Source organism: Herbiconiux ginsengi (assembly GCF_900107435.1).
Taxonomy (GTDB): Bacteria; Actinomycetota; Actinomycetes; order Actinomycetales; family Microbacteriaceae; genus Herbiconiux; species Herbiconiux ginsengi.
The window spans coordinates 287,226-311,303 of record NZ_FNPZ01000003.1 but is presented as its reverse complement, the minus strand read 5'-3'; the positions used below and the strand labels follow the sequence as shown (position 1 = coordinate 311,303).

27 protein-coding genes are annotated in these 24,078 nt (G+C 67.7%); 3 read left to right on the top strand and 24 right to left on the bottom strand.

Features of this window, described 5'->3' with window-relative positions; translation table 11 throughout:
* Positions 1–15: 15 nt before the first annotated feature.
* From BLW00_RS14190 to BLW00_RS14155, 8 genes are all read right to left on the bottom strand, one after another.
* The gene (locus tag BLW00_RS14190; RefSeq protein ID WP_092555264.1) at positions 16–1,638 is read right to left on the bottom strand and encodes an ABC transporter substrate-binding protein; all 1,623 of its coding nucleotides are present in this window, start codon (positions 1,636–1,638) and stop codon (positions 16–18) included.
* Between the two features lie 230 nt (positions 1,639–1,868).
* Positions 1,869–2,426 (bottom strand): DivIVA domain-containing protein, encoded by a 558-nt coding sequence (locus BLW00_RS14185; protein ID WP_092555262.1) that lies wholly within the window; start codon positions 2,424–2,426, stop codon positions 1,869–1,871.
* 73 nt (positions 2,427–2,499) lie between these two features.
* Entirely contained in the window at positions 2,500–3,462 is a 963-nt protein-coding gene (locus BLW00_RS14180; RefSeq protein WP_092555260.1) for a phosphatidate cytidylyltransferase, read from the bottom strand.
* Positions 3,463–3,478: 16 nt separating this feature from the next.
* Positions 3,479–4,033, bottom strand: a complete 555-nt coding sequence (frr, locus tag BLW00_RS14175) for a ribosome recycling factor (RefSeq protein ID WP_092555258.1) — start codon at positions 4,031–4,033, stop codon at positions 3,479–3,481.
* Between the two features lie 75 nt (positions 4,034–4,108).
* On the bottom strand, positions 4,109–4,831 hold the full coding sequence (gene pyrH / locus BLW00_RS14170) for a UMP kinase (protein ID WP_092555256.1): 723 nt from the start codon (positions 4,829–4,831) through the stop codon (positions 4,109–4,111).
* A 126-nt stretch (positions 4,832–4,957) separates the two neighbouring features.
* Positions 4,958–5,785 carry a translation elongation factor Ts gene (tsf, locus tag BLW00_RS14165; RefSeq protein WP_092555254.1) on the bottom strand — a complete coding sequence of 276 codons (828 nt, stop codon included), beginning with the start codon at positions 5,783–5,785 and terminating at the stop codon, positions 4,958–4,960.
* Positions 5,786–5,864: 79 nt separating this feature from the next.
* A complete protein-coding gene (gene rpsB, locus BLW00_RS14160; RefSeq protein ID WP_092555252.1) occupies positions 5,865–6,890 on the bottom strand; it encodes a 30S ribosomal protein S2 in 1,026 nt (341 codons plus the stop codon).
* A 190-nt stretch (positions 6,891–7,080) separates the two neighbouring features.
* Positions 7,081–8,574: a sugar porter family MFS transporter gene (locus BLW00_RS14155; RefSeq protein ID WP_092555250.1), complete on the bottom strand. Its 1,494-nt coding sequence runs from the start codon at positions 8,572–8,574 to the stop codon at positions 7,081–7,083.
* A gap of 206 nt (positions 8,575–8,780) precedes the next feature.
* Between BLW00_RS14155 and BLW00_RS14150 the strand changes: the two genes are divergently transcribed.
* Positions 8,781–9,482: a murein hydrolase activator EnvC family protein gene (locus BLW00_RS14150; RefSeq protein ID WP_175494286.1), complete on the top strand. Its 702-nt coding sequence runs from the start codon at positions 8,781–8,783 to the stop codon at positions 9,480–9,482.
* Between the two features lie 46 nt (positions 9,483–9,528).
* Here BLW00_RS14150 and BLW00_RS14145 read toward each other — a convergent pair whose 3' ends face one another.
* The 10 genes from BLW00_RS14145 to BLW00_RS14100 all read right to left on the bottom strand — a co-directional run bounded on the left by BLW00_RS14145 (position 9,529) and on the right by BLW00_RS14100 (position 17,800).
* A complete protein-coding gene (locus BLW00_RS14145) occupies positions 9,529–10,455 on the bottom strand; it encodes a tyrosine recombinase XerC (protein WP_217634384.1) in 927 nt (308 codons plus the stop codon).
* Positions 10,456–10,514: 59 nt separating this feature from the next.
* The gene (locus BLW00_RS14140; protein WP_092555246.1) at positions 10,515–11,405 is read right to left on the bottom strand and encodes a phosphodiesterase; all 891 of its coding nucleotides are present in this window, start codon (positions 11,403–11,405) and stop codon (positions 10,515–10,517) included.
* Between the two features lie 44 nt (positions 11,406–11,449).
* Entirely contained in the window at positions 11,450–12,727 is a 1,278-nt protein-coding gene (dprA, locus tag BLW00_RS14135) for a DNA-processing protein DprA (RefSeq protein ID WP_092555244.1), read from the bottom strand.
* Entirely contained in the window at positions 12,724–14,259 is a 1,536-nt protein-coding gene (locus tag BLW00_RS14130) for a YifB family Mg chelatase-like AAA ATPase (RefSeq protein ID WP_092556114.1), read from the bottom strand. The genes dprA and BLW00_RS14130 overlap by 4 nt, the downstream gene beginning before the upstream one ends.
* Complete coding sequence (locus BLW00_RS14125) at positions 14,256–14,615, bottom strand: YraN family protein (protein WP_092555242.1); 360 nt, start codon at positions 14,613–14,615, stop codon at positions 14,256–14,258. The genes BLW00_RS14130 and BLW00_RS14125 overlap by 4 nt, the downstream gene beginning before the upstream one ends.
* Before the next feature lie 105 nt (positions 14,616–14,720).
* A complete protein-coding gene (locus tag BLW00_RS14120) occupies positions 14,721–15,044 on the bottom strand; it encodes a DUF2469 domain-containing protein (RefSeq protein WP_092555240.1) in 324 nt (107 codons plus the stop codon).
* 12 nt (positions 15,045–15,056) lie between these two features.
* Positions 15,057–15,887, bottom strand: a complete 831-nt coding sequence (locus BLW00_RS14115) for a ribonuclease HII (protein ID WP_092555238.1) — start codon at positions 15,885–15,887, stop codon at positions 15,057–15,059.
* A complete protein-coding gene (gene lepB, locus BLW00_RS14110) occupies positions 15,884–16,684 on the bottom strand; it encodes a signal peptidase I (RefSeq protein ID WP_092555235.1) in 801 nt (266 codons plus the stop codon). Before lepB ends, BLW00_RS14115 begins: the two co-directional genes overlap by 4 nt.
* 87 nt (positions 16,685–16,771) lie before the next feature.
* Positions 16,772–17,119, bottom strand: a complete 348-nt coding sequence (gene rplS / locus BLW00_RS14105; protein ID WP_092555233.1) for a 50S ribosomal protein L19 — start codon at positions 17,117–17,119, stop codon at positions 16,772–16,774.
* 174 nt (positions 17,120–17,293) lie between these two features.
* A complete protein-coding gene (locus BLW00_RS14100) occupies positions 17,294–17,800 on the bottom strand; it encodes a hypothetical protein (protein WP_092555231.1) in 507 nt (168 codons plus the stop codon).
* A gap of 94 nt (positions 17,801–17,894) precedes the next feature.
* Between BLW00_RS14100 and map the strand changes: the two genes are divergently transcribed.
* Complete coding sequence (map, locus tag BLW00_RS14095; protein ID WP_092555229.1) at positions 17,895–18,665, top strand: type I methionyl aminopeptidase; 771 nt, start codon at positions 17,895–17,897, stop codon at positions 18,663–18,665.
* 3 nt (positions 18,666–18,668) lie between these two features.
* Here map and trmD read toward each other — a convergent pair whose 3' ends face one another.
* From trmD to rpsP, 5 genes are all read right to left on the bottom strand, one after another.
* Positions 18,669–19,391 carry a tRNA (guanosine(37)-N1)-methyltransferase TrmD gene (gene trmD / locus BLW00_RS14090; RefSeq protein ID WP_092555227.1) on the bottom strand — a complete coding sequence of 241 codons (723 nt, stop codon included), beginning with the start codon at positions 19,389–19,391 and terminating at the stop codon, positions 18,669–18,671.
* A 21-nt stretch (positions 19,392–19,412) separates the two neighbouring features.
* Positions 19,413–20,174, bottom strand: a complete 762-nt coding sequence (locus tag BLW00_RS14085) for an endonuclease domain-containing protein (protein WP_175494285.1) — start codon at positions 20,172–20,174, stop codon at positions 19,413–19,415.
* A 256-nt stretch (positions 20,175–20,430) separates the two neighbouring features.
* The gene (gene rimM, locus BLW00_RS14080) at positions 20,431–21,009 is read right to left on the bottom strand and encodes a ribosome maturation factor RimM (protein ID WP_245741635.1); all 579 of its coding nucleotides are present in this window, start codon (positions 21,007–21,009) and stop codon (positions 20,431–20,433) included.
* Positions 21,002–21,238: an RNA-binding protein gene (locus tag BLW00_RS14075; RefSeq protein ID WP_092555221.1), complete on the bottom strand. Its 237-nt coding sequence runs from the start codon at positions 21,236–21,238 to the stop codon at positions 21,002–21,004. Before BLW00_RS14075 ends, rimM begins: the two co-directional genes overlap by 8 nt.
* A gap of 2 nt (positions 21,239–21,240) precedes the next feature.
* The gene (rpsP, locus tag BLW00_RS14070; protein ID WP_092555219.1) at positions 21,241–21,711 is read right to left on the bottom strand and encodes a 30S ribosomal protein S16; all 471 of its coding nucleotides are present in this window, start codon (positions 21,709–21,711) and stop codon (positions 21,241–21,243) included.
* Positions 21,712–21,885: 174 nt separating this feature from the next.
* Between rpsP and BLW00_RS14065 the strand changes: the two genes are divergently transcribed.
* Positions 21,886–23,019 carry a glutamate--cysteine ligase gene (locus BLW00_RS14065; RefSeq protein ID WP_092555217.1) on the top strand — a complete coding sequence of 378 codons (1,134 nt, stop codon included), beginning with the start codon at positions 21,886–21,888 and terminating at the stop codon, positions 23,017–23,019.
* A 251-nt stretch (positions 23,020–23,270) separates the two neighbouring features.
* Here BLW00_RS14065 and BLW00_RS14060 read toward each other — a convergent pair whose 3' ends face one another.
* Positions 23,271–24,077, bottom strand: a complete 807-nt coding sequence (locus tag BLW00_RS14060; RefSeq protein ID WP_092555215.1) for an LLM class F420-dependent oxidoreductase — start codon at positions 24,075–24,077, stop codon at positions 23,271–23,273.
* Position 24,078: the final 1 nt, after the last annotated feature.

Genomic DNA, 24,078 nt, shown 5'->3' with positions numbered 1-24,078 from the left:
TTCTGGCGCTCGGGCCTAGCCCTTGGTGAGCGGGGCGTAGCGGAACTTGAACGACGCGTCGAGGGTGACCCCGTCGACATCCGTTCCCGCGACCGCCACCTGGGCACCCTGCAGGTAGGGCACCGTCGAGAGGTCGACGGCTTCCTTGGCCTGGATGTCCTCGATGATCGCCTGGCGCGCTGCCGGATCGGGCGTCGACGCCTGCTTCAGGATCAGGTCGTTCACCTCGGGGTTGTCGTAGTGGTTCCCGAGGAAGTTCTCCTTGAGGAAGAACGGCGTCAGGTAGTTGTCGGCGTCGGAGTAGTCCGGGAACCAGCCCAGCTGGTAGGCCGGGTAGACGTCGGCCGTGCGGTCTTTCGCGTACTGCACCCACTCGGTCGACTGCAGGTTGACCGTGAACAGGCCCGACGACTCGAGCTGGTCTTTGATCAGCGCGTACTCGTCGCCGGAGGAGGGACCGTAGTGGTCGGGGCTGTACTGCAGGTTCAGCTCGATCGGACCGGTCACGCCGGCCGCTGCGAGGGTGGCCTTGGCCTTGTCGACCGAGGGGCCGCCGTTGCCGTCGCCGTAGGTCTCCTTCAGCACCTCGGTGGCGCCGGTGAGTCCGGCGGGAACGAAGGAGTACAGCGGGGTGTAGGTGCCCTTGTAGACCTGGTCGGCGATCTCCTGGCGGTCGATCAGGTCGGCCACGGCCTGGCGCACCGCGGTGGCCTTGGCCGGGTCGGCGTCAGCGGTCGTGGCGCCGAACGGCTGGGTGTTGAAGTTGAACGTGATGTAGCGGATCTCGCCGCCCGGGCCGTCCCACACCTTCACCTTGTCGTTCTTCGACAGGTCGTCGACGTCGGTGGCCGAGAGGCTCCGGAACGCCACGTCGATGTTGCCCTCCTGCACGTCGAGCTTGAGGTTCGACGAGTCGGCGTAGAACTTCTGGTTGATCGGCGAGACCGCGGCCGGAAGCACACCCTTGTAGCCATCGAAGGGCACGTAGGAGATCAGGTTGTTGAAGTCGTAGTTCGTGATCGTGTACTGACCCGCGAAGGCCTCGCCCTTCACGATGTCCTCGTCGGGCGTGATCTCGGTCGCCGAGAACACGTCCTCGTCGACGATCGGGCCGGCCGGGCTCGAGAGGATCTGCGGGAAGACCTGGTCGTCGGGGTTCTTCAGGTTGAAGACCACCGTGAGGTCGTCGGGCGCATCGACGCTGTCGAGGTTGTAGAGCAGCGACGACGGGCCGTTGGGGTCGGCGATCGCGATGTCGCGGTCGAAGGTGAACTTGACGTCGGAGGAGGTCAGCTCGTTGCCGTTCGCGAAGGTCAGACCCTCCTTGAGCTTCACGGTGTACTCCGTGGGGCCCGTGAACTCGGCGCTCTCGGCGATGTCGGGCTCGACATCCGGGCTGCCGTAGGGGGTGTTCATGAGGAACGGGAAGACCTGGTTCATGACGGCGAAGGAGCCGTTGTCATACGAGCCGGCCGGGTCGAGCGTGGTGACCTTGTCGGTCGTGCCGACGATGATGGCATCGCCCGCGGAGGCGGTGCTGCCCGAGTTGCCGGCGCAACCGGTGAGCACCAACGCGAAGGCGGCACCACCGGCGGCCACGACGAGAGTACGTCGGGCGAATTTGGATGCGGATGTCATATCCGTCATTACCTCTTCCTGATCATGTTGCGGTGCGTGCCGGGCGCACAGAACGGCGCACAGCACGCATTTGCTGTGAGACACAGTTAACACACTCGACCGCCGTCACCCAACCGGGGGACGCACCGAGCGGTACTTCTTTACGTGATCGAAATGTTCGACGCACGAAATCGGATGCGCGCGCACGATCGTGCAGCGAAATCCGTCGTCGACGCAGTATTCCGCCGCCGTTACCGAACGGCGAGCATCACATCCACGACGGCGTCGAGCACGGCGTCGACCTGGGCTTCGCTGTACCCGCCGCGGCGGGAACGGAAGACGACGGTTCGCACATCCGTCACCGTCACGTCGGCCCCCGACCGGAAGTACTCGGTGAGGTAGGAGGTGAAGGCGTCGACGTCTTTCACGTTGTAGCCCACCCGCAGGAAGCCGGCGCGCCGGAACCTCTGGCCGTCGGGCCGCTCGAGGCGGGCGAGGATCTCGGCCGCGCGACTGCGGGCGCTCGCGAACCAGGCCTCGTCGCCGGCGGCCTGGTAGGCCCGGTCGCGCTCGCGCAGGGCGAAGGCGTCTTCGAGGCGCTCCAGCGCGGCGTCGACCGCCGGGGCGTAGTAGCCGCCCTTCTGCATCGTGAACGCCGTGTGCCGTACCGTGTCGCTCGTGAGCGTGTAGGCGCCGGAGGTCGCGTTGCGCTCGTCGTAGGCCAGCCGGGCCTTGGCGAGGAAGTCGTCGACCTCGTCGACGTCGTAGCCGAGGGTCGAGTTGCGGGTGCGGGGAAACGGTACGCTCACGGCTCTATTGTGCCAATGATTGCCTGGCAACTCCGCACGCAGCGCTCGGATCGGCCTCGCAGCGCCCTCCGGATCAACTCGCGAAGATCACCCAGAGCACGTAGGCCGCGGCCGCCGAGGGCAGGATCGAGTCGAGGCGGTCGAGGAATCCCCCGTGACCGGGCAACCAGCTGCTCATGTCTTTGATGCCGATGTCGCGCTTCAGCAGCGACTCGCAGAGATCGCCGACGGTCGCGGTGGTCACGATCACGGCTCCGAAGATGAGGCCGAACCACCACGGCTGCTGGAGCAGGAAGATCGCCAGCAGCACACCGCCGATCAGGGCCACCACGACGGCTCCCGCCAGACCCTCCCAGGTCTTCTTCGGGCTGATGGTGGGCGCCATCGGATGCTTGCCGAAGTTCAGTCCGCTGGCGTAGGCCCCGACGTCGACCAGCACCACGACCACGATGAACGCGAGAACCCACCATTGCCCGCCCTCTTTGGAGAGCAGCAGCACCGAGACGCTGGCCAGGAAGGAGACGTAGACCTGCACGAAGGTGGAGGCCGCGACATCCCGCACCGTTCCGGCCAACCCGGGGCGCGGCGGGATGAAGGCCACCTCGAACACACGCCAGGCAGCCACGAGCACGACTCCGCCCACGAAGACGAGCCACTGCCCCTCAGCGCCCCAGTAGTAGGCCGCGGGCACCAGGGCCACTCCGGCGATGACGGTCGGGATGCGCGGCACGTGGATGCCCGCATGCTTCAGCGCTGCAGCGAGCTCGAGCGTGGCGAAGGCCACCAGCACGGCCGCGAGAGCCATGAAGATCTCTTTGATCACCACGAGGCTGAACACCATGACGGCGGCCAGGACGATGCCGATCGCGATCGCCGAGATCAGGTTGCGGCCTGTTCGCTCCGTGATCTTCTCGTTCGCCTCGTCGAACTGCTCCTTGCGTGCCCGCACCTGGGCCTGGATGTCGGCGCGCGACAACGAGCGCCCGCGCCTGGCTTGGGGCGTCCCGGGAGGCTCGGGCTCGGAGTCGTGGCTCATGGGCGGCCGGTCGAGGTCAGACCTCGAGGAGTTCGGCTTCCTTGCGCTTCAGAGCGTCGTCGATCGCGTCGACCGACTTCTTGGTGATCTGCTCGAGCTCCTTCTCGCCGCGGGATACCTCGTCGTCGCCGACCTCGCTCTTCAGCGCATCGAGGTCGTCTTTCGCCTTGCGCCGGATGTTACGGATCGCCACCTTGCCGTCTTCGGCCTTGGTGCGCACGATCTTCACGTACTCCTTGCGACGCTCCTCGGTGAGGTCGGGCAGGGTGATGCGGATGATGTTGCCGTCGTTCGTGGGGTTCGCACCGAGGTTCGGCACGTCGCGGATGGCCTGCTCGATGTCGCGGAGCGCCCCCTTGTCGTAGGGCGTGACGATCAGCGTGCGCGCCTCGGGGTTCTGCAGCGATGCCAACTGGGCCAGCGGCGTCGGGGTGCCGTAGTAGGGAACCAGGATCTTCTGGAACAGCGCGGGGTTCGCGCGCCCGGTGCGGACGTTGGAGAAGTCGTCCTTCGTCACCTCGAGGGCTTTGTTCATGCGTTCGGTCGCATCGGCCAGTACATCCGCAATCACGGGAACTCCTTAGTGAATCAGTCGTGACAAGTGTAGTCAGTGGGGGCGCCGGAGGCCTGGAACCCGGCAGGCGGCTCAGTGACTCGTGGCCACCAGGGTGCCGATCCGTTCGCCGCGGATGGCCTTCGCCACGTTGCCGGCCGGCTCCATGCCGAAGACGTGCATCGGCATCCCGTTGTCCATGCAGAGGCTGAACGCGGTGGAGTCGACCACCTTGAGGCCCTTCTGCAGCGCCTCGTTGTAGGTGAGCTTCTCGAGCTTCACGGCGTCCGCATCCACCCGCGGGTCGGCGGAATACACCCCGTCGACACCGTTCTTGGCCACCAGCACCTCGACGGCGTGGATCTCGAGCGCCCGCTGGGCGGCCACCGTGTCGGTGGAGAAGTAGGGCAGTCCGGCTCCGGCGCCGAAGATCACGACGCGGCCCTTCTCCAGGTGACGGATGGCGCGGCGCGGGATGTAGGGCTCGGCCACCTGGGTCATCGAGATCGCCGACTGCACGCGGGTCTCGGCGCCGGCCTGCTCGAGGAAGTCCTGCAGGGCCAGGGCGTTCATCACCGTGCCGAGCATGCCCATGTAGTCGGCGCGCCCGCGGTCCATGCCGCGCTGCGAGAGCTCGGCGCCGCGGAAGAAGTTGCCTCCGCCGACGACGATCGCGACCTCGACCTCCTTGGCCGCTTCGGCGATCTCGCGTGCCAGGCTGCTCACCACATCGGGGTTGACTCCGAGGGCTCCGCCCCCGAACGCCTCACCGGAAAGTTTGAGTAGTACCCTGCGCGTGGTTTCCGGCTCTGACATCCGTCATGCATCCCTTCGTCGTGCCCGTGTTCAGGCTACCGTTACCTGTCGAGTGCCCGGGCGTCCGGGCAGCGAAAAGGCCCGAGTCGATGATCGACCCGGGCCTTCCCTGAGTTCACGCCGTGGTTACGCGCCGACCTTGAAGCGGGCGAAACCGGTGACCGTGATGCCGGCATCCGCCAGCACCTTGGCGACCGAGAGCTTGTTGTCCTTCGCGTAGTCCTGCTCGAGCAGGGCGACCTGCTTGAAGTAGGCCTGCACGCGACCCTCGACGATCTTGGGCAGAGCCGCTTCCGGCTTGCCCTCGTTCTTCGAGATCTCGGTCACGATCGCGCGCTCCTTCTCGACGGCCTCGGCGGGCACGTCGTCGCGCGAGAGGTACTGCGGGTCGGCGAACGAGATGTGCTGCGCGATGGAGCGAGCGGTCTCGGCATCCGAACCCGTGTAGGCCACGACCACGCCGACCTGCGGGGGCAGGTCTTTGCTGGTCTTGTGGAGGTAGATCTCGAAGGCGTCGCCGGTGAGACGCACGATGCGGCGCAGCTCGATCTTCTCGCCGAGGATCGCGGCTTCGTCGTTGATGACGTCGGCCACGGTCTTGCCGTCAGCGGGGGCCGCGAGGGCCTCCTCGACGGTCGACGCGCCGGCGGCGGCGCTGGCGGCGAGCACCTTGTCGGCGAGGGCGATGAACTTCTCACCCTTGGCCACGAAGTCGGTCTCGCAGGCGAGCTCGATCAGGGTGGCGGCGCCGTTCTCCTGGGTCGCGGCGACGAGTCCCTCGCTCGTGGAGCGGTCGGCACGCTTCGCGTTGCCCTTCGCACCCTTGAGACGCAGGATCTCGACGGCCTTCTCCATGTCACCGTCGGCCTCGACGAGGGCGTTCTTGGTGTCGACCATGCCGGTGCCGAGCTGCTCGCGCAGCGCCTTGACATCAGCCAGGCTGATTGTTGCCATGTTTGTTCAAACTCCTTGAAAAGTTGGTGTCGGTGTCAGCATGCCGTTCCCGCGTGGTCCACGCGTGAACGGCGGGCGACTACTCGGCGGCGGGAGCCTTCTCGGCCTCGGTTGCCTCGGCCTCGATCTTCGCCTCGGCCTCGGCGTCGGAGACCACGTGGTGCTCGACGACCAGCGTCTCGTCCGTGATCGCGGCGAGGTCGGCCTCGGCCTGTGCGTCGGCGTCGTTCTCCTCGGTGGGCGTCTCGGCGGCGATGACCTCGGCCACGGCCTCAGTGTCGACCTCACCCGTGATCTCGCCATCGACGGCTTCGATCTTCTCGGCCTCCGACTGCGGGTTCTCGGAGGCCTGGAGGAGCTCCCGCTCCCACTCGGCCAGCGGCTCGGCCGGGGCGTCGCCCTCTTCGGGCTTCTGGTGGCGCTGGATGAGACCCTCAGCGGCGGCGTCGGCCACGATACGGGTCAGCAGAGCGACGGAGCGGATCGCGTCGTCGTTGCCCGGGATCGGGTAGGTGACCTCGTCGGGGTCGCAGTTGGTGTCGAGGATGCCGATGACCGGGATGCCCAGCTTCTTGGCCTCGTCGATCGCGAGGTGCTCCTTCTTGGTGTCCACGACCCAGAGCGCGCTCGGCGTCTTCGTGAGGTTGCGGATACCGCCGAGCGACTTGTGCAGCTTGTCGAGCTCGCGCTTCTTGATGAGCAGTTCTTTCTTGGTGAAACCGCTCTTCGACGTGTCTTCGAAGTCGAGCTCCTCGAGCTCCTTCATGCGGGCGAGTCGCTTCGACACCGTCTGGAAGTTGGTGAGGAGGCCACCGAGCCAGCGCTGGTTCACGTAGGGCTGGCCGACGCGGGTCGCCTGCTCGGCGATGGACTCCTGAGCCTGCTTCTTCGTGCCGACGAAGAGCACGGTGCCGCCGTGGGCGACCGTCTCCTTGACGAAGTCGTAGGCCTTGTCGATGTAGCCCAGCGACTGCTGCAGGTCGATGATGTAGATGCCGGAACGCTCAGTGAAGATGAATCGCTTCATCTTCGGGTTCCAACGGCGGGTCTGGTGCCCGAAGTGAACGCCGCTGTCGAGCAGCTGGCGGATGGTGACGACGGCCATTGCCGTACTCCTTCTGTTCTCGGTTTGCTCCGCGACGATGGCCGCGAATCCTGGTGCCCGGCGCGCATCCAGCCCGCTCTTTCGAGCTGTTCTCTCGAACATGGGACCGATTGGATGCTGCTGCCTCGTGGGCACGCGAAGTCACCCCGACATGCAGGGTGCTCCGAGAACTATAACACTCCGCAGTCGGCTACTGCTGGGCGACGACCCGGTCGCGCTTCCGCACGACCTTGAGGCTGTCCATGCTCTCGAGCGAGCGGCCCTTCGTCTCGGGAACCGCGAAGAAGACGAACACGAACGACACCAGGGCGAAGAAGGTGTAGAGGCCGTAGGTGAAGGCCAGCGAGAAGCTCGACAGCGCCGGGAAGGTCTCGGTGATGGCGAAGTTCGTGAGCCACTGGGCGGCCGCCGCGATTCCGAGCGCCTTGCCGCGGATGCGGTTCGGGAAGATCTCGCCGAGCAGCACCCACACGATCGGACCCCAGGTGGCGCCGAAGAAGATGACGAACAGGTTGGCGCCGACCAGGGCGAGCGGGCCCCAGGCGCCGGGCAGTTGCGGCGCGCCGTCGACCAGCACGGACTGCGAGAACGCCACCGCCATCAGGCCCAAGGAGACCACCATGCCGGCCGAACCGGTCAGCAGAAGCGGGCGCCGGCCGATCTTGTCGACGAAGAAGATCGCCACGAAGGTCACCGCCACGTTGATGATGCTGGTGACGACCGAGATCGTGAAGCTCGTGGAGGCGTTCGTGGTGTCGAAGCCGACAGAACTCCACAGGCTGGTGGAGTAGTAGAAGATGACGTTGATGCCCACCAGCTGCTGGAACATCGACAGCAGGATGCCCACCCAGACCACCGGAAGCAATCCGAACATCTTGCCGCGCAGGCTCGCGGTGCGGGCGTTCTCGCGGTCTTCCTTCAGCGACTGCTCGATCTCGGCGAGCGCGTCGTCGACCTCGCTCTTGGGCATCACGCTCGCGAGCACGTCGCGGGCGTCGCTCTGGCGGTCCTTGCCCGCGAGGTAGCGCGGGGATTCGGGCAACCGCCAGGCCAGGAGACCGTAGACGATGGCGGGGACGGCGCAGGCCACGAACATCCAGCGCCAGGCATCCGCTCCGAACCAGAGCGGCTCGTTCGCGCCGCCGGCTGCGCCCTGCAGCAGGGTGTCGGAGAGCAGCGCCGCGAAGATACCGAGCGTGATGGCGAGCTGCTGCAGGCTGGCGAGCGCACCTCGCACGGCCTTCGGCGCGATCTCCGCGATGTAGGCCGGAGCGATGACGCTCGCGATGCCGATGCCGAGACCGCCGATGACACGCCAGATGATGAGATCCCAGACCGCGAACGCGAAGCCGGAGCCGATGGAACTGATGAGGAAGAGGCCGGCGCCGATGAGCATGACCGGAATGCGGCCGATCCGGTCGGCGAGACGGCCGGCGAAGTAGGCGCCGATCGCGCAGCCCAGCAGGGCGGATGCGACGGTGAAGCCGCTGAGCAGCGGGAGGTCTCCGAGATTGAAGTCCTCTTCGATCGCTTTCACCGCTCCGTTGATGACGGAGGAGTCGAAGCCGAAGAGGAAGCCGCCCAGGGCGGCGGCGATCGACAGGGCGATGACCTTGCGTCGGAGTCGTCGTGCGCTGGCGTGGTCATCCACCGCTGAACGGGTGGCAGGCTCATTCGAACTCATGACGGACTCCTTCGTGCCGATCGGATCGGGGTGCAGGCTGTCTTGTCCACTCCCCCACACATCCGATATTGGCACGGTTCCTCCACACACGTCGCAATCGGGCTCCGCCCCGGCAGAATATCCGCGATCGTGTCGGAATGAGTCGTCGTGCGATGAGGTGGATTCGGCGCTGTGTAGCCGTGACGGTGGCCGCAGGTGTCGTCGTGGTGAGCGGAGTCGATGTGGGAGGCGCGGCTGCGGCCTGGGGCGGGTCGCCTCCTGCTGCCGGGGCCGGACCGGCCACTGCTGCGGCCGGGCCCTGGGTCGGGCCGCCGATTGAGGGTGGGGCGGGGCCGGCTCGAACGTCGGCGGCGGCCGCCGCCGACGCCACTCGCCCGTGGCAGTGGCCCGTGAACGCACCGGTGCTGGTGACCGCGGAATTCGTGGCGCCCGCCACGAGATACGGTGCTGGGCACCGGGGAGCAGACCTCGCGACCGCGCCGGGCGCGCCGGTGCTTGCGCCCCGTGACGGAGTGGTGGCCTTCGCAGGCGCCGTCGCGGGCCGGCCTGTCGTCTCGATCGACCATCCGGGCGACTATCGCTCGAGTGTCGAACCCGTCGTCGCGACGGTCGCCGTGGGCGATGTCGTGCTGCACGGACAGGTGATCGGAACGGTCGGCACGGGCGGACACTGCGCAGCGGTGTGCCTCCACTTCGGCGTGCGCCTGCACGGCGACTACCTGAACCCCCGCGGTCTGGTCGGCGAGATCCCGCGCGCGATCCTGCTCCCGCGGCTCGCGGCCCTCCCGGGCGCCGGGCCGCAATCGTCTCGAGGCGAGGTGGTCGGGCGCGATGGTGCTGTCGCCGCTGCGGGCAGGTCGCCGCCGCGGTGTCGAACTGGTCGAGCGCGGGGCCGGGCGCGACCGTGAAGTCGAGGGCCGACCACGGAGGCGGACGCCACGGTGCAGCCAGGGGTCAGGCGCGCGGGTGAGCTGCCTGGTAGGAGGCGCGCAGGCGCTCGACCGTGACGTGGGTGTAGATCTGGGTCGTGCCGAGGCTGGCATGGCCGAGCATCTCCTGCACGGCCCGGAGGTCGGCGCCGCCATCGAGCAGGTGCGTCGCCGCGGTGTGCCGGAGGGCGTGCGGGCCGGCCGGCCCTCCACCCGGCACGGCCTCGAGCAGTCCGGAGACCAGTTCGTACACCGAGCGGGTGCCGAGCCGCCCCCCGCGGACACCGAGGAACAGGGCCGCACCGGGCCGGGCCGCGGCGGTCGCCGGCCGGCGCTCGAGCAGGGCGCGGCGCGAGCGGCCGAGATAGTCGGTGAGGGCGTGATGGGCGGGCACTCCGAACGGCACGATGCGCTCCTTCGAGCCCTTGCCGACCACGCGCACGGTGCGCCGGTCGAGATCGAGGTCGTCGATGTCGATGCCGACGAGTTCAGACACGCGCAGCGCGGAGGCGTAGAGCAGTTCGACCACGGCGACGTCGCGCACCGCGACCGGATCCCCATCGGCAGCCGAGATGTGGAGCACGTCGAGCAGACCATTCATGGAGTCGCCGGAGAGCACGCGAGGCAGCGTGCGGTCGGGCTTCGGCGCGCGGAGACGGATGGCAGCGTCGATCTCGATCCGCCCGGTTCGCCGCAGCCAGGCCGAGAAGGTCTTGGCCGTGGCCGCGCGCCGGGCGAGGGTCGATTTCGCGAGTTCACGCTGGGAAGCCGCCCACAGCCAGTCCCGGTAGAACGGCAGATCGAGATCGGCGACGTCGGTGATGCCGCGCGATCGGGCGAAGGTCTCGAGGTCGGTGAGATCGGCGCCGTACGAACGGACGGTGTGCTCCGAGTATCCGCGCTCGAGGCGCAGGTAGCGCTCGTACTCGGCACGCGCTCCGGAGATGTCCACCCCTCAAGCATCCACCGCGAACGGGTGAATCCTCTCAGCGGTCGGCGCGTGTTCCCGCGTCAGCGCTGCTGCTGGCGCGAGAAGGCCTCGAGTCGCTCGTCGTCGGAGAGGGCGTAGACCCGCTCGACGAAGGCGTTGTCGAAGCCCGACACGACCGGGAAGTCGCCGATCGGCACCGTCGAGTGCACGATCCGGTCGTCGTAGACGTGCACGATCGAGAACGACTGACCGCCGCCCAGCCCCGTGAGCCGCCCACGCGGCGCCGCGACATCCATGGTGTAACAGGTGGCGGCGGCGACCGAGACGGGCACACCGGCGAAGAGGCTGTGGGTCGAGTAGTGCAGATGCCCGCCGAGCACGGCTCGGACATCGGTGCCCCGGATGACCTCGGCCAACTCCTCCTGCCGCTGCAGCTCGAGGATCGGCATGAGCGGGATCGTGGTGGGGATCGGCGGGTGATGCAACGCCACGATCGTGCCCTCGGGCGCGGGCGTGGCCAGCTCGCCCCTCAACCACTCGAGTTGTTCGGCGGAGAGTTCACCATGGTGGTAGCCCGGAACGCTGGTGTCGAGCGCTATCAGACGGAGCCCTCCGAGACGGATGCTCGTCACCACCGGATCGGCCAGCGGCGCCTCGTCGAGGAGCTCCACTCGCAGGCGGGCGCGATCGTCGTGGTTACCCATCACCCAGAGCACGCGCGACCCGAGTCGTTCCGCCGCCGGTCCGACGATCCCCCGGATTCGACGATAGGCGTCGTCTTCTCCGAGGTCGGCGATGTCGCCCGTGAATACCAGCGCTTCGGGGCGGATGCCCGAAGCCTCCAACTGCCGCAGTGCCTGCGTCAGCGTGGCATCGGTGTCGACCGTGCCGTAGAGCGGCTGCTCCTCCGCCAGGAAATGCGTGTCGCTGATGTGGACGATCGTGTGCAGGGGCTCGCCGTATTGGGCCATGGTTTCCAGTCTCGCAGATCTCCGAGTTCGGACTCATCCCTCGCTCACATCCTTAACCAGCCGTTCTCGTTCTCGTACGCTCCGCCGTCGAGAGCAAGCGTGCCGAGCGTCACGGCCACGGCCCGGGGCGCCATTCCCGTTCGTCGAGCCAGATCGGCGACGCCGCGGGGCGATCGGGAGCTCAATGCATCCAGAACCCGTGTCGTATCAGGGCCGTCGGCCGAACGCCGCTCCCCCGCGCGACCGGTCGCCGTTGCGCCCGGTGCTGCGCCTGAGGTCGTGGACGCGCCGACCGGGCGGGCGTCGGGCGACCCGAGCACCATCTCGACCACGTCGGCCACCGATGTCACGCACACCGCGTCGAATTCGCGCAGCAGGCGGTGGCAGCCGGCCGAGGTGACGCTCGTCACGGGCCCGGGCACCGCGCCGAGCGGGCGGCCCAGGGCCGCTGCGTGGCCCGCCGTGTTGAGCGACCCTGAGCGTTGGCCCGCCTCCACCACGACCGTGGCGTGACTGGCGGCGGCGATCAACCTGTTGCGCTGCAGGAACCGCCACTTGGTGGGAGACGATCCGCACGGGAGCTCGGACACGACCGCACCGGAGACGGCGGCGCGCAGCAACAGGTCGTGGTGCGCAGCGGGGTAGAGCCGGTCGACGCCTCCTGCCAGGAACGCGACCGTGGTGCCTCGACTCGCCAGGCAGGCCCGATGCGCCATGCCGTCGATGCCGTAGGCCGCACCGGAGACGACCGCGAAGCCACGGTCGCTGAGACCCGACGCCAGGTCCATCGCGACGTGTTCGCCGTAGTTCGTGGCGTCGCGCGAACCCACGATCGCGATCGCTCCACCGGGGTGATCGAGTGCACCGACGCTGCCGCGCACCCAGAGGCCGATCGGGGCGTGCGCCCCCAAGACCTCGAGCGCATCCGGCCAGGCGGCGTCGCCGGGCGTGACGAACCCCGCTCGGCACTGGACCGCGGCTCGCAACGCGGCGACCACGAGCCTCGACGAGAGTCTCGGACGCCAGCGCTCGCACGCTGCCGCGACGTCGGCGAGACCGAGTTCGACCGGAGATCCGGCGTCGACCGACGCGGCGAGCCAGTCTCCGGGTGGGCGCCCTTCGATCAGCATCGACAACGCGCGGTCGGCACCGATCGACTCCAGGAGGAGGCCGGCCACGCCGTCTCCCGGTTCGACGAGTACCGACCAGGTGGCGGTGGCGAAGATGCGCGCGACAGCATCGTCATCCAGTTCGGCGGTTCCTCGGCTCACCGCCTGCACGAGGGAACGCACCAGCGGCCGTTCGAGCTGATGCACCCTCATGCTGCCACCGACTTCCGCAAGAAGAGTGCCCAGCCGACGTGATCGCTCGTCGGTGCCGAGGCCTCCTCGAGATCGGCTATGGTCCAGGCCACTCGGAGCACGCGGTCATAGCCGCGCATCGTCAGGTTGCCGCGTTCGAGCGCGCGGTCGATGGCTGCCGTGGCACCTGGCGAAAGGCGGCGCCCACTGGAGCGGAACCACGAACCGGGCACCTCGGCATTCGTCTTCCAGGGCGTACCGGCGAGGCGTTCCCGCGCAATCGCCCGCGCCTGCTCCACCCGTGCTCGAGCCGCTCGGGTCGACACCCGCGAGCCTTCGTCGCTCATCAGCCTCACCGCCGACGTGGTGACACGGTTCACCCGCAACTGCAGGTCGACCCGGTCGAGAAGGGGGCCGGACATCCGTGACAGATAGCGCCGGCGCATGATGGGTGTGCAGCTGCAGGGGATGTCGGACGTGCCGAACTGCCCGCAGGGGCACGGGTTCGCCGCGAGCACGAGCTGGAACCTCCCGGGGAAGTGCGCGACCGCTGCCGCGCGGTGAATGGTGATCGACCCGGATTCGAGGGGCTGCCGCAGTGCATCGAGTACCGCAGTGGGGAACTCGGGCGCCTCATCGAGGAAGAGGATCCCGTGCGCGGCCCGGGCGGCGGCGCCGGGCCGGATGACCTTCGACCCTCCTCCGACCAGGGCGGCGGCCGATGACGTGTGGTGCGGACTCTCCAGGGGTGGCCTCGTCAGCAGACCGTTCACCGGCCGGCCGGAGAGGGACGACAGCGACGTGACCTCCAGCGCCTGCTCGGCGTCGAGATCAGGCAGAAGACCCGGCAGGCGTTCGGCCAGCATCGTCTTGCCCGCGCCCGGCGGACCGAGCATCATCAGGTGGTGTCCGCCCGCGGCCGCGACCACCAGGGCCTCCACCGCGTCGGGGTTGCCCACGACGTCGGCCAGATCGCCGACCGACTCGGCGACCGGCGGAGCGGGCGGCTGCCGAATCGGTTCCACCGGATTCGGTTCGAGCTCAGCACCGTGACGGATCAGTGCGTCGCGCAGCGACGCCACCGTCGTGACCTCGACATCGGGCACCAGTAGGGCTTCGTCTTCGTTGCCCTGCGGCACCACGAAGCGCCGGAAACCGGCGGCGCGAGCGGCGACGACGGCGGGCAGAAGCCCCTGCATCGGCCGCACCCGGCCATCGAGGCTCAGCTCGCCGAGGTGCACCACGGAGGCTATCGCGTCGACCTCGATCGCCCCCTCGGCCGCGAGCACCGCGACCGCGATGGCCAGATCGTAGGTGGAGCCCTGCTTCGGTAACGACGCCGGGGAGAGGTTCACCACGATCTTCTTGGCCGGCAACGGGCATCCGTCGTTCGCGGCCGCCGCCCGCACGCGGTCTTTCGCGTCGGAGAGCGCGGCATCCGGCAGCCCGATCAGCTGAAAACCCGGGATCTGATTGGCGATGTGGGCCTCGACCTCGACCACCGCGCCCGTCATGCCGAGGAGCGCCACGGACAAGGTGCGCGCGACCATCAGCACACGCCCCGGAGGTGCTGGATGCTCGGCTCACCGTATTCCGGCCAGAGGATGCCCAGCACGTCGACCCGCACCTCGGGATGTCGCGTCTCGGCGTGCTCGGCGAGCCACGCCGATCCGAGCAGATGGAGCCGCCGCAGTTTCGCGGGCGTGATGGCCTCGAACGGATGCCCGAACGCATCCGATCGTCGCGTCTTCACCTCCACGATCACGAGGGTCGGCCCGTCGTGGGCCACGATGTCGATCGCGCCCACCGGGCAGCGCCAGTTGCGCGCCACCACTCGGTATCCCGACCTCGCCAGATGTTCCGCGGCGAGGTCTTCGCCGCGCTGACCCAATTCGTCTTTCGCCTTCATCACTACCTCCGCGACAAGGCTGCCGGGGTGGCAACCCGCGCGGGGCGGATGGGCTGGATCTGGGGACGAGGTTCGCCAGACGGCGAGATGTGAAGGAGAAGACCCCTACTCGTCGAGTGCGAGTTCCTTGGGCAGCTCGAAGTCCTTGCTCGAGAGCTCCTCGACGTTCACGTCTTTGAAGGTGAGCACCCGCACCGACTTCACGAAGCGGTCGGAACGGTAGACGTCCCACACCCACACGTCGTTCATGGTGAGCTCGAAGTAGAAGTCGTGCTCGGTGTCGCGGCGGGCCAGTTCGACCTCGTTGGCGAGGTAGAACCGGCGCTCCGTCTCGATCACGTATTTGAACTGCGAGACCACGTCGCGATACTCGCGGTAGAGCGCCAACTCGACCTCTCGGTCGTAGTCTTCGAATTCGTCGTCGTCCATCGTGGTTCCAGTCTAGGCCGCGGAATCGTCGGCCGTCGCCCCGAGGCGCTCCAGACCGTCCACGGCGTCGAGACCGTCGAGTGCGACGGCGGGCTCCTCCAGCGGAGCGGCCATCATCTTGCTCAGCCAGGTGTGCCGGTGCAGTTCCGATGCACCGTGCGAGAGGATCGCATCCCGGTGCTCTTCGCTCGCGTAGCCCTTGTTGCGCACCCAGCCGTAGTGCGGGAAGGTGCCGTCGTGCTCGATCATCAGCCGATCCCGGGCCACCTTGGAGATGACGGAAGCGGCGGCGACCGAGGCGCAGTCCCGGTCGGCCTTGATCCTCGTGCGGATCGTCAAGGGCCGCGACACGGCGGGCGTGAGCCAGTCCCACTGACCGTCGAGTATTATCGTGGCCGACGAGACGTCGACACCCGCGGCGGCCAGCTCGTCGAGCGCCCGGGCTCCCGCGAGGCCGAGACAGGCGCTGATGCCGATCCGATCGATCTCGAGCGCTGAGGCGTAGCCCACGGCGTGCGCCAGGCTCCAGGAACGAGCGATCGGCGCCAGCTCTTCGCGGCGCGGTTCGGCGAGCATCTTGGAGTCGCGCAAACCCTTCGGCACCGACTTGGTCACCCGCACGTCGATCACGCACAGCCCGACCGCGACCGGTCCGGCGAGCGCGCCCCGGCCGACCTCGTCGCACCCGATCACGAGACCGCTGTGCGGCGGCTCGGCGGTCTCGACGTCGATCGGCACGTCGATCGACAGGCTTCCGTCAGCGGGCGCAACCGCCCGGCGCCGCCGCCCGAGCCCGACGATCTCGCGCTCGAACTTCAGGGTGGGGTCGGCGACCGGTGTCATTCGTCGGGCCCCGCACCGGCGCTCGTGGACTGGGGAGCCCCCACCTCGGCGGGCGCCACATCCGGAATGCCACTGAAGACGTCGCCGTAGTTGTCGAGCCAGGTCCAGTGGTCGGCCGGCCAGGTGACGAGGATGGCGCGACCCACGACGTTGCCCTCGGGCACGAACCCGTTGCCCGGTTTGTCTTGATTGAACCGCGAGTCGGCGGAGTTGTAGCGGTTGTCGCCCATCACCCAGAGCGAGTTCTCGGGCACCGTGATGTCGAACGGCTCCTGCGAGACGGCGGAGACCCCATCCGGAAGCTTCAGATAGGCCGTCTCGTCGAGCGGAACGCCGTTCACCGACATCTGCCCCAGCGCGTTGCAGCAGACCACGTGGTCGCCCGGCAGCCCGATCACGCGCTTGATCAAGTGATCGTTGGCGTCGTCGGCCGCGAGACCGACGCCCTCGAGCACCCAGTCGATCGCCGCGGCCAGCGGGTTCTTCTGCGGCTCGGCGGTCGGCGGCAGCCAGCCACCCGGATCTTTGAACACCACGACGTCACCGCGCGAGAGCGGCATCACGTTGGGTTCGAGCTGGTTCACGAGGATGCGGTCGTCGATCTGCAACGTGTTCTCCATCGACCCCGAGGGAATGTAGAACGAGCGCACCAGGAAGGTCTTGATGAGAACGGATGCGAGCAATGCGATCACGAAGATGATGAGCAGATCGCGGAGGAAGAGCCACGCGCTCCGGGATCGCCTCGGACGCTGGTCGTCCGCTTCTTCTGCCCGCGAGGGCAGGGATGTTTCTGTCATTTAACCGCCTGAGCTCCCGAACCACTGTAGTGGTCGGGAGCTCAGGATAAACGACGCCTGCCCTGCGGCATGCAGCGAATTCGAAGACTACGCGTCGCGCTTCTCTTTGATCTTCGCCTTCTTGCCGCGGAGGTTGCGGAGGTAGTACAGCTTCGCGCGACGGACGTCACCGCGGGTGACGACCTCGATGTGGTCGATCACGGGCGAGTGCACCGGGAAGGTGCGCTCGACGCCCACCTGGAAGCTGACCTTGCGCACGGTGAAGCTCTCGCGCACGCCCTCGTTCTTGCGGGCGATGACGACGCCCTGGAAGATCTGGATACGCGAACGCGTACCTTCGATGATGTTCACGTGCACCTTGACGGTGTCGCCGGCACGGAAGTCGGGGATGTCGGTGCGGAGCGAGGCCGCATCGACGGAATCGAGGATATGCATGGTGTGTTCGCAATCTGCGCCCGCTCACAGGTCGAGCACGGCTTCGAAGTCAGTGGATGATGTGCCGGATGATTGCTGGCTCCCCTGTGGCAGAGCCGGGCCGTGGCACAAGGGTCAATTGTGCCATAGATCGCGTGGACCGCGCAAAAGCGCCCCGGCTCCACGGAGAGCTGGTCAGATGCGGGGCGGCACCGTGCGCTCGCTGGTCTCGATCACGATGTACTCGCCATCCATCCGCGGCTTCCGCGGCGGACTCTGCAGGCGGGTCGCCTGCTGCGCCTGCGCCTCGAAAGCGGCCAGGGTGGCCCGCACCCGGCGGCGCGTCTCGACCACGAGTTGGATGATGCCCGACCAGAACAGGGCGATCACCGCGACGACCGAGAGCGTGCTGAGGAGGGCGGTGGCCGGCGTGAAGAACCCGATCGCGACGATGAGACCCTGCAAAACCGTCAGCAGGCCCACATCGAGCCACGAGACCGCACGCTCGGCGCGGACGTCTTTGCGGGCGAAGATGAGACCCGCGACGGCCAGCATCGCGACTGTGAGCATCATGACGCCGACGATCAGCCCGATGATCTGCCAGCCGGTGGCGGCGAACACTCCCCAACCAACCAGGATCCAGGCGGGCAGGATGACCGCGGCAGGGAACTGCCAGTAGAAGAAGGCCCGACGGATGATCACCTGTCCAGAGTATGCAGCTACTCCGGATGTTCGCTGAGACTCCGGTCGGTAGGGTCTTCATGGGCGCCATGAAATGCCCGGGGAGAGGAACACGATGATCGAGCTCAAGACACCGGCCGAGATCGAGCAGATGCGTCCGGCGGGCGCCTTCGTCGCCGAGGTGCTGACGGAGCTGGCGTCGCGCGTCGCCGTCGGCGTGAACCTCCTGACGCTCGACCGGATCGCGCACGAGATGATCCGCGCCCGGGGAGCCGAGTCGTGCTACATCGACTACCACCCCTCCTTCGGCGCCTCACCCTTCGGCAAGGTGCTCTGCACGAGCGTGAACGACGCCGTGCTGCACGGGCTGCCGCACGACTACGCCCTGCGCGACGGTGACGTCGTGAGTCTCGACTTCGCGGCATCCGTCGACGGCTGGGTCTCCGACTCCGCGCTGACGGTGATAGCCGGAACGCCGCGCTCGCCCGAGGACACCCGGCTGATCGAGGTCACCACCGAGGCGCTCGCGGCCGGCATAGCCGCGGCACAGCCCGGCGGACGCCTCGGTGACATCTCGGCCGCGATCGGCGCTGTCGCCACGGCGGCGGGCTACGGCATCAACACCGACTTCGGCGGCCACGGCGTCGGCCGCACCATGCACGGCGACCCGCACGTGCCGAACAACGGCCGCGCCGGGCGCGGACTGCCGCTGCGGGCGGGCCTGGTGATCGCGATCGAGCCGTGGTTCCTCGAGACGACCGACAAGATCTACACCGACAAAGACGGCTGGACGCTGCGGTCCCCCGACGGCTCGAACGGCGCCCACATGGAGCACACCGTCGCCATCACCGACGACGGGCCGCTCGTGCTCACGGCCCGGTCGTAGCGCCTACTCCTCCGAGGGCTCGACCGGGAGGAGGTCGGGCCGCACCCGGCGCGTGCGCTCGAGTTGCTGCTCGCGGCGCCACGCGTCGATCGCCTTGTGGTTGCCGCTCAGCAGGATCGGCGGCACCTCGAGTCCGCGCCATTCCGCGGGCTTCGTGTAGCTCGGATACTCCAGCAGCCCGTCTTCGTGCGACTCTTCGACCAGGCTCTCGGGGTTGCCCACCACTCCGGGGATCAGCCGGCCGATCGCCTCGATCATCGCCATCACCGCCACCTCTCCCCCGTTCAGCACGTAATCGCCGATGCTCACCAGGCGCACCTCCGCGCGCGTGGCGGCATGGTCGAAGACGCGCTGGTCGATGCCTTCGTAGCGGCCGCATCCGAATATCAGGTGCTCGCGATGCGCCAGCTCGCGAGCCATCTTCTGGGTGAACACCTGGCCTGCGGGTGACGGGAAGATGACGAGCGGGGCGGACGCGGCGGAGTCGCCGGGGGTCGCGTCGCCGAGCAGCTCGTCGAGCGCCTCGCCCCAGGGCTCCGGCTTCATGACCATGCCCGCTCCGCCACCATAGGGTGTGTCGTCGACCGTGCGGTGACGGTCGTGCGTGTACTCGCGGAGGTTGTGCGCCGAAACATCAAGGATGCCGCTCTGTCGGGCCTTGCCGAGCAGCGAGATGTCGAGCACGTCGAAGAACTCGGGGAAGATCGTGACGACGTCGATGCGCATCCCCCCAGCCTAACCGCGGGGTCAGAGCAGCTCGGTTCCCGTGCCCAGACCCGCCCTGCGGTGCCGCGCGGCCCAACGATGCTCGCCACGGGCGACGATCCCACGGATCACACCCAGCACCCGGTCCCACTCCTCCATCACCTGCGAATAGCTGAGCCGCAACACGATGTAGCCGAGTTCCGTAAGCGCGAGATCGCGGCGGCGATCCTCGAGGTACGCCGCCGGCTTGGTGTGCCACTCCCGGCCGTCGGTTTCGACGACCAGCCGATCTCCGACGAGAAGGTCGACGTTTCCCACACCACGGATCTTGACCTGACTCAGGGAAGAGATGTTGTAGCCGCGGAGCCCGAGGCGCGCCTTCGTCTCGAGGCCGGAGGCTGCGTTCGCGTCAGTCAGCTCGAGATAGGCGCGGTACGTCTTCGGGAGTCCCGCGCACAGGAACTCGAGTTCCGTGCGCGAGACGCGCTGGGAGTGGAGAGCCGAGTCGAGAGTGACGATGGCATCGTTCTGGGATTGACATTCGATCGAATGCAACAGTGCCCACGCAAAGGAATCGATAGGTCCGTCAGGCTCTTCGAGAAAGGGCGCCGGACGGGAACGGTGCACGACGACGCCGAAACGTTCTGGGCGACCGAGGGGAACCCGTCGGTCGAGCGGCGAGGAAAGGTTACGAGGCCTCGCCGGAACTCGCACATGCAGGCGAGAGTCGGTCGCACACCAGAGGTCGTGGGACTTCAGCACGGACAGGCAACTGAGTCGACCGCCGATCCGCAGGGCCGCCACGACGTCGCGCGGCGCGCCCGGGAGCGCGACCCAGCCACTCCGAACCCGCTCGATCGTGCCGGATCGCACAGCGTGGTTGAGCTCGCCCGCAGCGATACCGCGGGCGCCCATCTGCGCGGTCGAGGCGACGCCGCCGAGAGCTTGCAGTTGATCCGTCACGTGAGACACGCATGACAGTATTGAGGATTGCTAGTTTTTGTGCAAATAGCGAGGACCGACGCTCTATTTGCGTCGGTCCTCGCTATTTGTGCACAAACTAGTCAGCGGCCACGGGAGACGGAGAATCGGGCTCCTCGGGGAGGTCCTCGAAGAGGCCCGCCGGGGGCGTGACCGTGACGATTCCCGTGTCGAGGTCGACCGAGGGCACGATCGCCTTGACGAACGGCACCATCACGTCTCCCGCCGGGGTCTTCACGATCAGCAGGTCTTGCGCCGGCATGTGTTCGACGAGCCGCACGGTTCCGACCGGCTGACCGTCGCGCACGACGCGCAGGCCGATCAGCTGATGGTCGTACCACGCGTCGTCTTCCGGCTCCTCGGCCGCCTCGTCGAGGTCGATCCAGAGGATCGCCTTGACAAGACCCTCGGCCGCGCTGCGGTCGGGAACGCCCTTGAAGAAGCCGACCGGGTGGCCGTTGTACCAGCGCAGTTCAGTCAGTTCGAGCGACTTGCCGTGCCAGGGCGACGAGGTCGGCACCTGCAGGGTGAACACCGCGCCCGGAACAAAACGTCGTTCCGGGTCGTCGGTGAACAGCTCCAGTTTGATCGCGCCCTTCAGGCCGTGGGCCTTCAGCAGCCGACCCACCCGGAGTTGGGTCTTGTTGTTCTCAGTAATCGGTGTCCACCACGTCTACACGCACGCGCTTGCCATCGGCGAGCGCGGTGACGAGGGTGCGCAACGCTTTGGCGGTGCGACCGGAGCGCCCGATCACGCGGCCGAGGTCGTCGGGGTGCACACGCACCTCGAGGACCTCGCCGCGCGGGGAGCTCTTCGTGATGACACGAACCTCGTCGGGATTGTCGACAATCCCCTTGACGAGGTGCTCGAGAGCCGGAGCGAGCAAGGTCAGGCCTTGTCCGCTGCGTCTTCGGCAGCCTCGACGGCGACCTCGTTGGCCTCGGCGTCGGTGGCCTCAGCGGCCTCGGCGTCAGCAGCGGCCTCCGCCTCGACCGGAGCAGCCTTCGGCTCGGCCTTGGGCTTCAGAACCGGCTTCTTCTTCTCGTCGGCGACGTAGGCTTCCTTCTCGCCCTTGACGCGCACGGTCGACACGGCGTCCTTGTCACCCTTGAACTTGCCCCAGTCGCCGGTGAGCTTCAGCAGCGCGGTGACCTGCTCGGTGGGCTGAGCGCCGACCGACAGCCAGTACTGGGCACGCTCGGAGTCGACCTGGATGACCGAGGGCTCCTCGGTCGGGTGGTAGAGACCGATCTCTTCGATGACGCGGCCGTCGCGCTTGGTGCGCGAGTCGGCGACGACGATGCGGTAGTAGGGCGCGCGGATCTTGCCCAGGCGCTTCAGACGGATTTTGACAGCCACAATTCTCCTGTGTGATGTAAAGGTGGGCGAACTGACAGCCGTGAGCGTGGGGGCACACTCGGCAAAAGCTCTAAGGGAATCCATGCCGCCTGATTAGAGGGTCGGGCGAGGATGGACTCGACTGGCTATTCTGACAGATAACGCGGCCGAAGCGGTAATTCCCGAAGGGCTCCCATGCAGATCACGTTCGCCGAGTCGAAGCGTTCCACCCTCGGAGTCGAATGGGAGGTGGCCCTCGTCGAACGCAGTTCGGGCGACCTCGTCTCGGTGGCCGGCGAGGTGCTCGAGACCCTGCGGGGACCGGATGGCGAACCGCACCCCCAGATCACCAACGAACTGCTTCTCAACACCGTCGAACTCGTCACGACGGTGCACGACCGGGTGGCGGATGCGGTCAAAGACCTGCAAGGCCAGCTCGCCGAGGTGCGCGCCATCACCGACCCGCTCGACGTCGAGCTGATGTGTGCCGGGTCACATCCGTTCGGCCAGTGGTTCGAGCAGACGGTGACCGACAAGGAGCGCTACCACAAGCTCATCGACCGCACCCAGTGGTGGGGCCGCAACATGATGATCTGGGGCATCCACGTGCATGTCGGCGTCGACGACCGCGAGAAGGCGTTGCCGATCGTCAACTCGCTGCTCAACTACTACCCGCACCTGCAGGCACTCAGCGCCTCGAGCCCGTTCTGGGGCGGGGTCAACACCGGGTACGCCAGCAACCGTGCGCTGATGTTCCAGCAGCTCCCCACGGCCGGCCTCCCCTACCAGTTCGGCAGCTGGGCGAACTACGAGGAGTACGTCGACGACCTCATCAAGACGGGGGTCATCAGCGACCACACGGAGGTGCGCTGGGACATCCGGCCCTCCCCGCAATGGGGAACCGTGGAGATGCGGGCCTGCGACGGGCTCTCCAGTCCCGAAGAGATCGGGGCCGTGGCCGCGTTCATCCAGTGCCTGGTCGACGACATGTCGGGGCGTCTCGACGCCGGCGAGGAACTGCCCACGATGCAGCCTTGGTTCGTGCGCGAGAACAAGTGGCGGGCCGCCCGCTACGGTATGGACGCCGAGATCATCCTCGATTCCGCGGGCAACGAGGAGCTGGTGACGGATGCCGTGCGCCGCGAACTCGACCGCCTCGCGCCGACCGCCGAACGGCTGGGGTGCGCGACCGAACTCGACCAGGTGAACCTGATCCTGTCCGGCGGCGCGAGCTACCAGCGCCAGCTCCGCGTCGCCGAGGCGAACGGCGGCAGCCTGCGCGCGGTGGTGGCGTCGCTCACCCATGAGCTGAGGCACGGGTTGTCCTGACACCGGAACCCCGCTGTCCTGGGTCGCGGGATCAGGGTACCGCTTCGCCGCTTTCCCGCGATGCGTCGGCCTTCGGCTGACGCGTCGCTCGCTGCCGGCGCCGCCGCTACTGCGGCGCCGGGCGACATGTTCGCGTGAGGTCGCTTCGCGGCCTCGCGCTCACCCTGGGTCGTCGAGAGCGGCCCGCGGCTTGCCATCCCGTCGGAACTGTATGGATGGCGTTACGCCGCGCGGCGCGGTGAGCGAGACGGTCAGCTGACGCTGTCGCGCCACTTCACCAGGTCGCGCACGCCCTGCATGTCGATGTCGGGGCCCGTGATGCCGAGGGTGAAGAGGGTGACGCCCAGGTCGAGCTGCTTGTCGAGGTTGGCTGCAGCCTCGCCGGTGGCTCCGCGCACGCCCGTCGAGATCTCGATCTCTCCGACGTCGCGCCCGACCTTCTCGCACCAGTCGCTGAGCACGACGAGCTTGCGCTCGAGCGTCTCGGTGTCGGAGAAGGAATGCCAGATGTCGGCGTGCTCGGCCACGATGCGGAGCGTCTTCTTCTCGCCACCGCCACCGATCAGCACCGGGATGTCGCGCGTGGGCGCGGGGTTCAGCTTCTCCCAGCGCGCCTCGATGCGCGGCAGCGCTTCGGAGAGGGAGTCGAGACGGGTGCCGGGCGTGCCGAACTCGTAGCCGTACTCGTCGTAGTCGCGCTCGAACCAGCCCGATCCGATGCCGAAGATCAATCGGCCCTCGCCGCCGTCTTTCGCCGAGATGTGGTCGACCGTGCGTGCCATGTCGGCGAGCAGATCGGGGTTGCGGTAGCTGTTGCAGGTCACCAGCGGCCCGAACTGGATGCGCGAGGTCTGCTCGGCCCAGGCCGCCAGCATGGTCCAGCCTTCGAAGTGCAGTCCGTCGGGCTCACCCGAGAGCGGGTAGAAGTGATCCCAGTTGAAGGCGATGTCGACACCGAGGTCTTCGAGTTCGGCCAAGGTGTCGCGGATGGTCTGGTAGGTCGAGTGCTGCGGGGCGATCTGCACGCCGACACGGATCGGCCGAGAAGAAGTTGTCATG

Bases quoted from the DNA above. Each gene is read 5' to 3' on its own strand.
- rplS (WP_092555233.1), bottom strand. From the start codon at position 17,119: ATGCATATCCTCGATTCCGTCGATGCGGCCTCGCTCCGCACCGACATC.
- pyrH (WP_092555256.1), bottom strand. From the start codon at position 4,831: ATGTCAGAGCCGGAAACCACGCGCAGGGTACTACTCAAACTTTCCGGT.
- rpsB (WP_092555252.1), bottom strand. From the start codon at position 6,890: ATGGCCGTCGTCACCATCCGCCAGCTGCTCGACAGCGGCGTTCACTTC.
- trmD (WP_092555227.1), bottom strand. From the start codon at position 19,391: ATGCGCATCGACGTCGTCACGATCTTCCCCGAGTTCTTCGACGTGCTC.
- dprA (WP_092555244.1), bottom strand. From the start codon at position 12,727: ATGAGGGTGCATCAGCTCGAACGGCCGCTGGTGCGTTCCCTCGTGCAG.
- lepB (WP_092555235.1), bottom strand. From the start codon at position 16,684: ATGACAGAAACATCCCTGCCCTCGCGGGCAGAAGAAGCGGACGACCAG.
- map (WP_092555229.1), top strand. From the start codon at position 17,895: ATGATCGAGCTCAAGACACCGGCCGAGATCGAGCAGATGCGTCCGGCG.
- BLW00_RS14115 (WP_092555238.1), bottom strand. From the start codon at position 15,887: ATGACACCGGTCGCCGACCCCACCCTGAAGTTCGAGCGCGAGATCGTC.
- BLW00_RS14180 (WP_092555260.1), bottom strand. From the start codon at position 3,462: ATGAGCCACGACTCCGAGCCCGAGCCTCCCGGGACGCCCCAAGCCAGG.
- BLW00_RS14120 (WP_092555240.1), bottom strand. From the start codon at position 15,044: ATGGACGACGACGAATTCGAAGACTACGACCGAGAGGTCGAGTTGGCG.
- BLW00_RS14125 (WP_092555242.1), bottom strand. From the start codon at position 14,615: ATGAAGGCGAAAGACGAATTGGGTCAGCGCGGCGAAGACCTCGCCGCG.
- BLW00_RS14155 (WP_092555250.1), bottom strand. From the start codon at position 8,574: ATGAGTTCGAATGAGCCTGCCACCCGTTCAGCGGTGGATGACCACGCC.
- BLW00_RS14140 (WP_092555246.1), bottom strand. From the start codon at position 11,405: ATGGCCCAATACGGCGAGCCCCTGCACACGATCGTCCACATCAGCGAC.
- BLW00_RS14065 (WP_092555217.1), top strand. From the start codon at position 21,886: ATGCAGATCACGTTCGCCGAGTCGAAGCGTTCCACCCTCGGAGTCGAA.
- tsf (WP_092555254.1), bottom strand. From the start codon at position 5,785: ATGGCAACAATCAGCCTGGCTGATGTCAAGGCGCTGCGCGAGCAGCTC.
- BLW00_RS14060 (WP_092555215.1), bottom strand. From the start codon at position 24,077: ATGACAACTTCTTCTCGGCCGATCCGTGTCGGCGTGCAGATCGCCCCG.
- BLW00_RS14190 (WP_092555264.1), bottom strand. From the start codon at position 1,638: ATGACATCCGCATCCAAATTCGCCCGACGTACTCTCGTCGTGGCCGCC.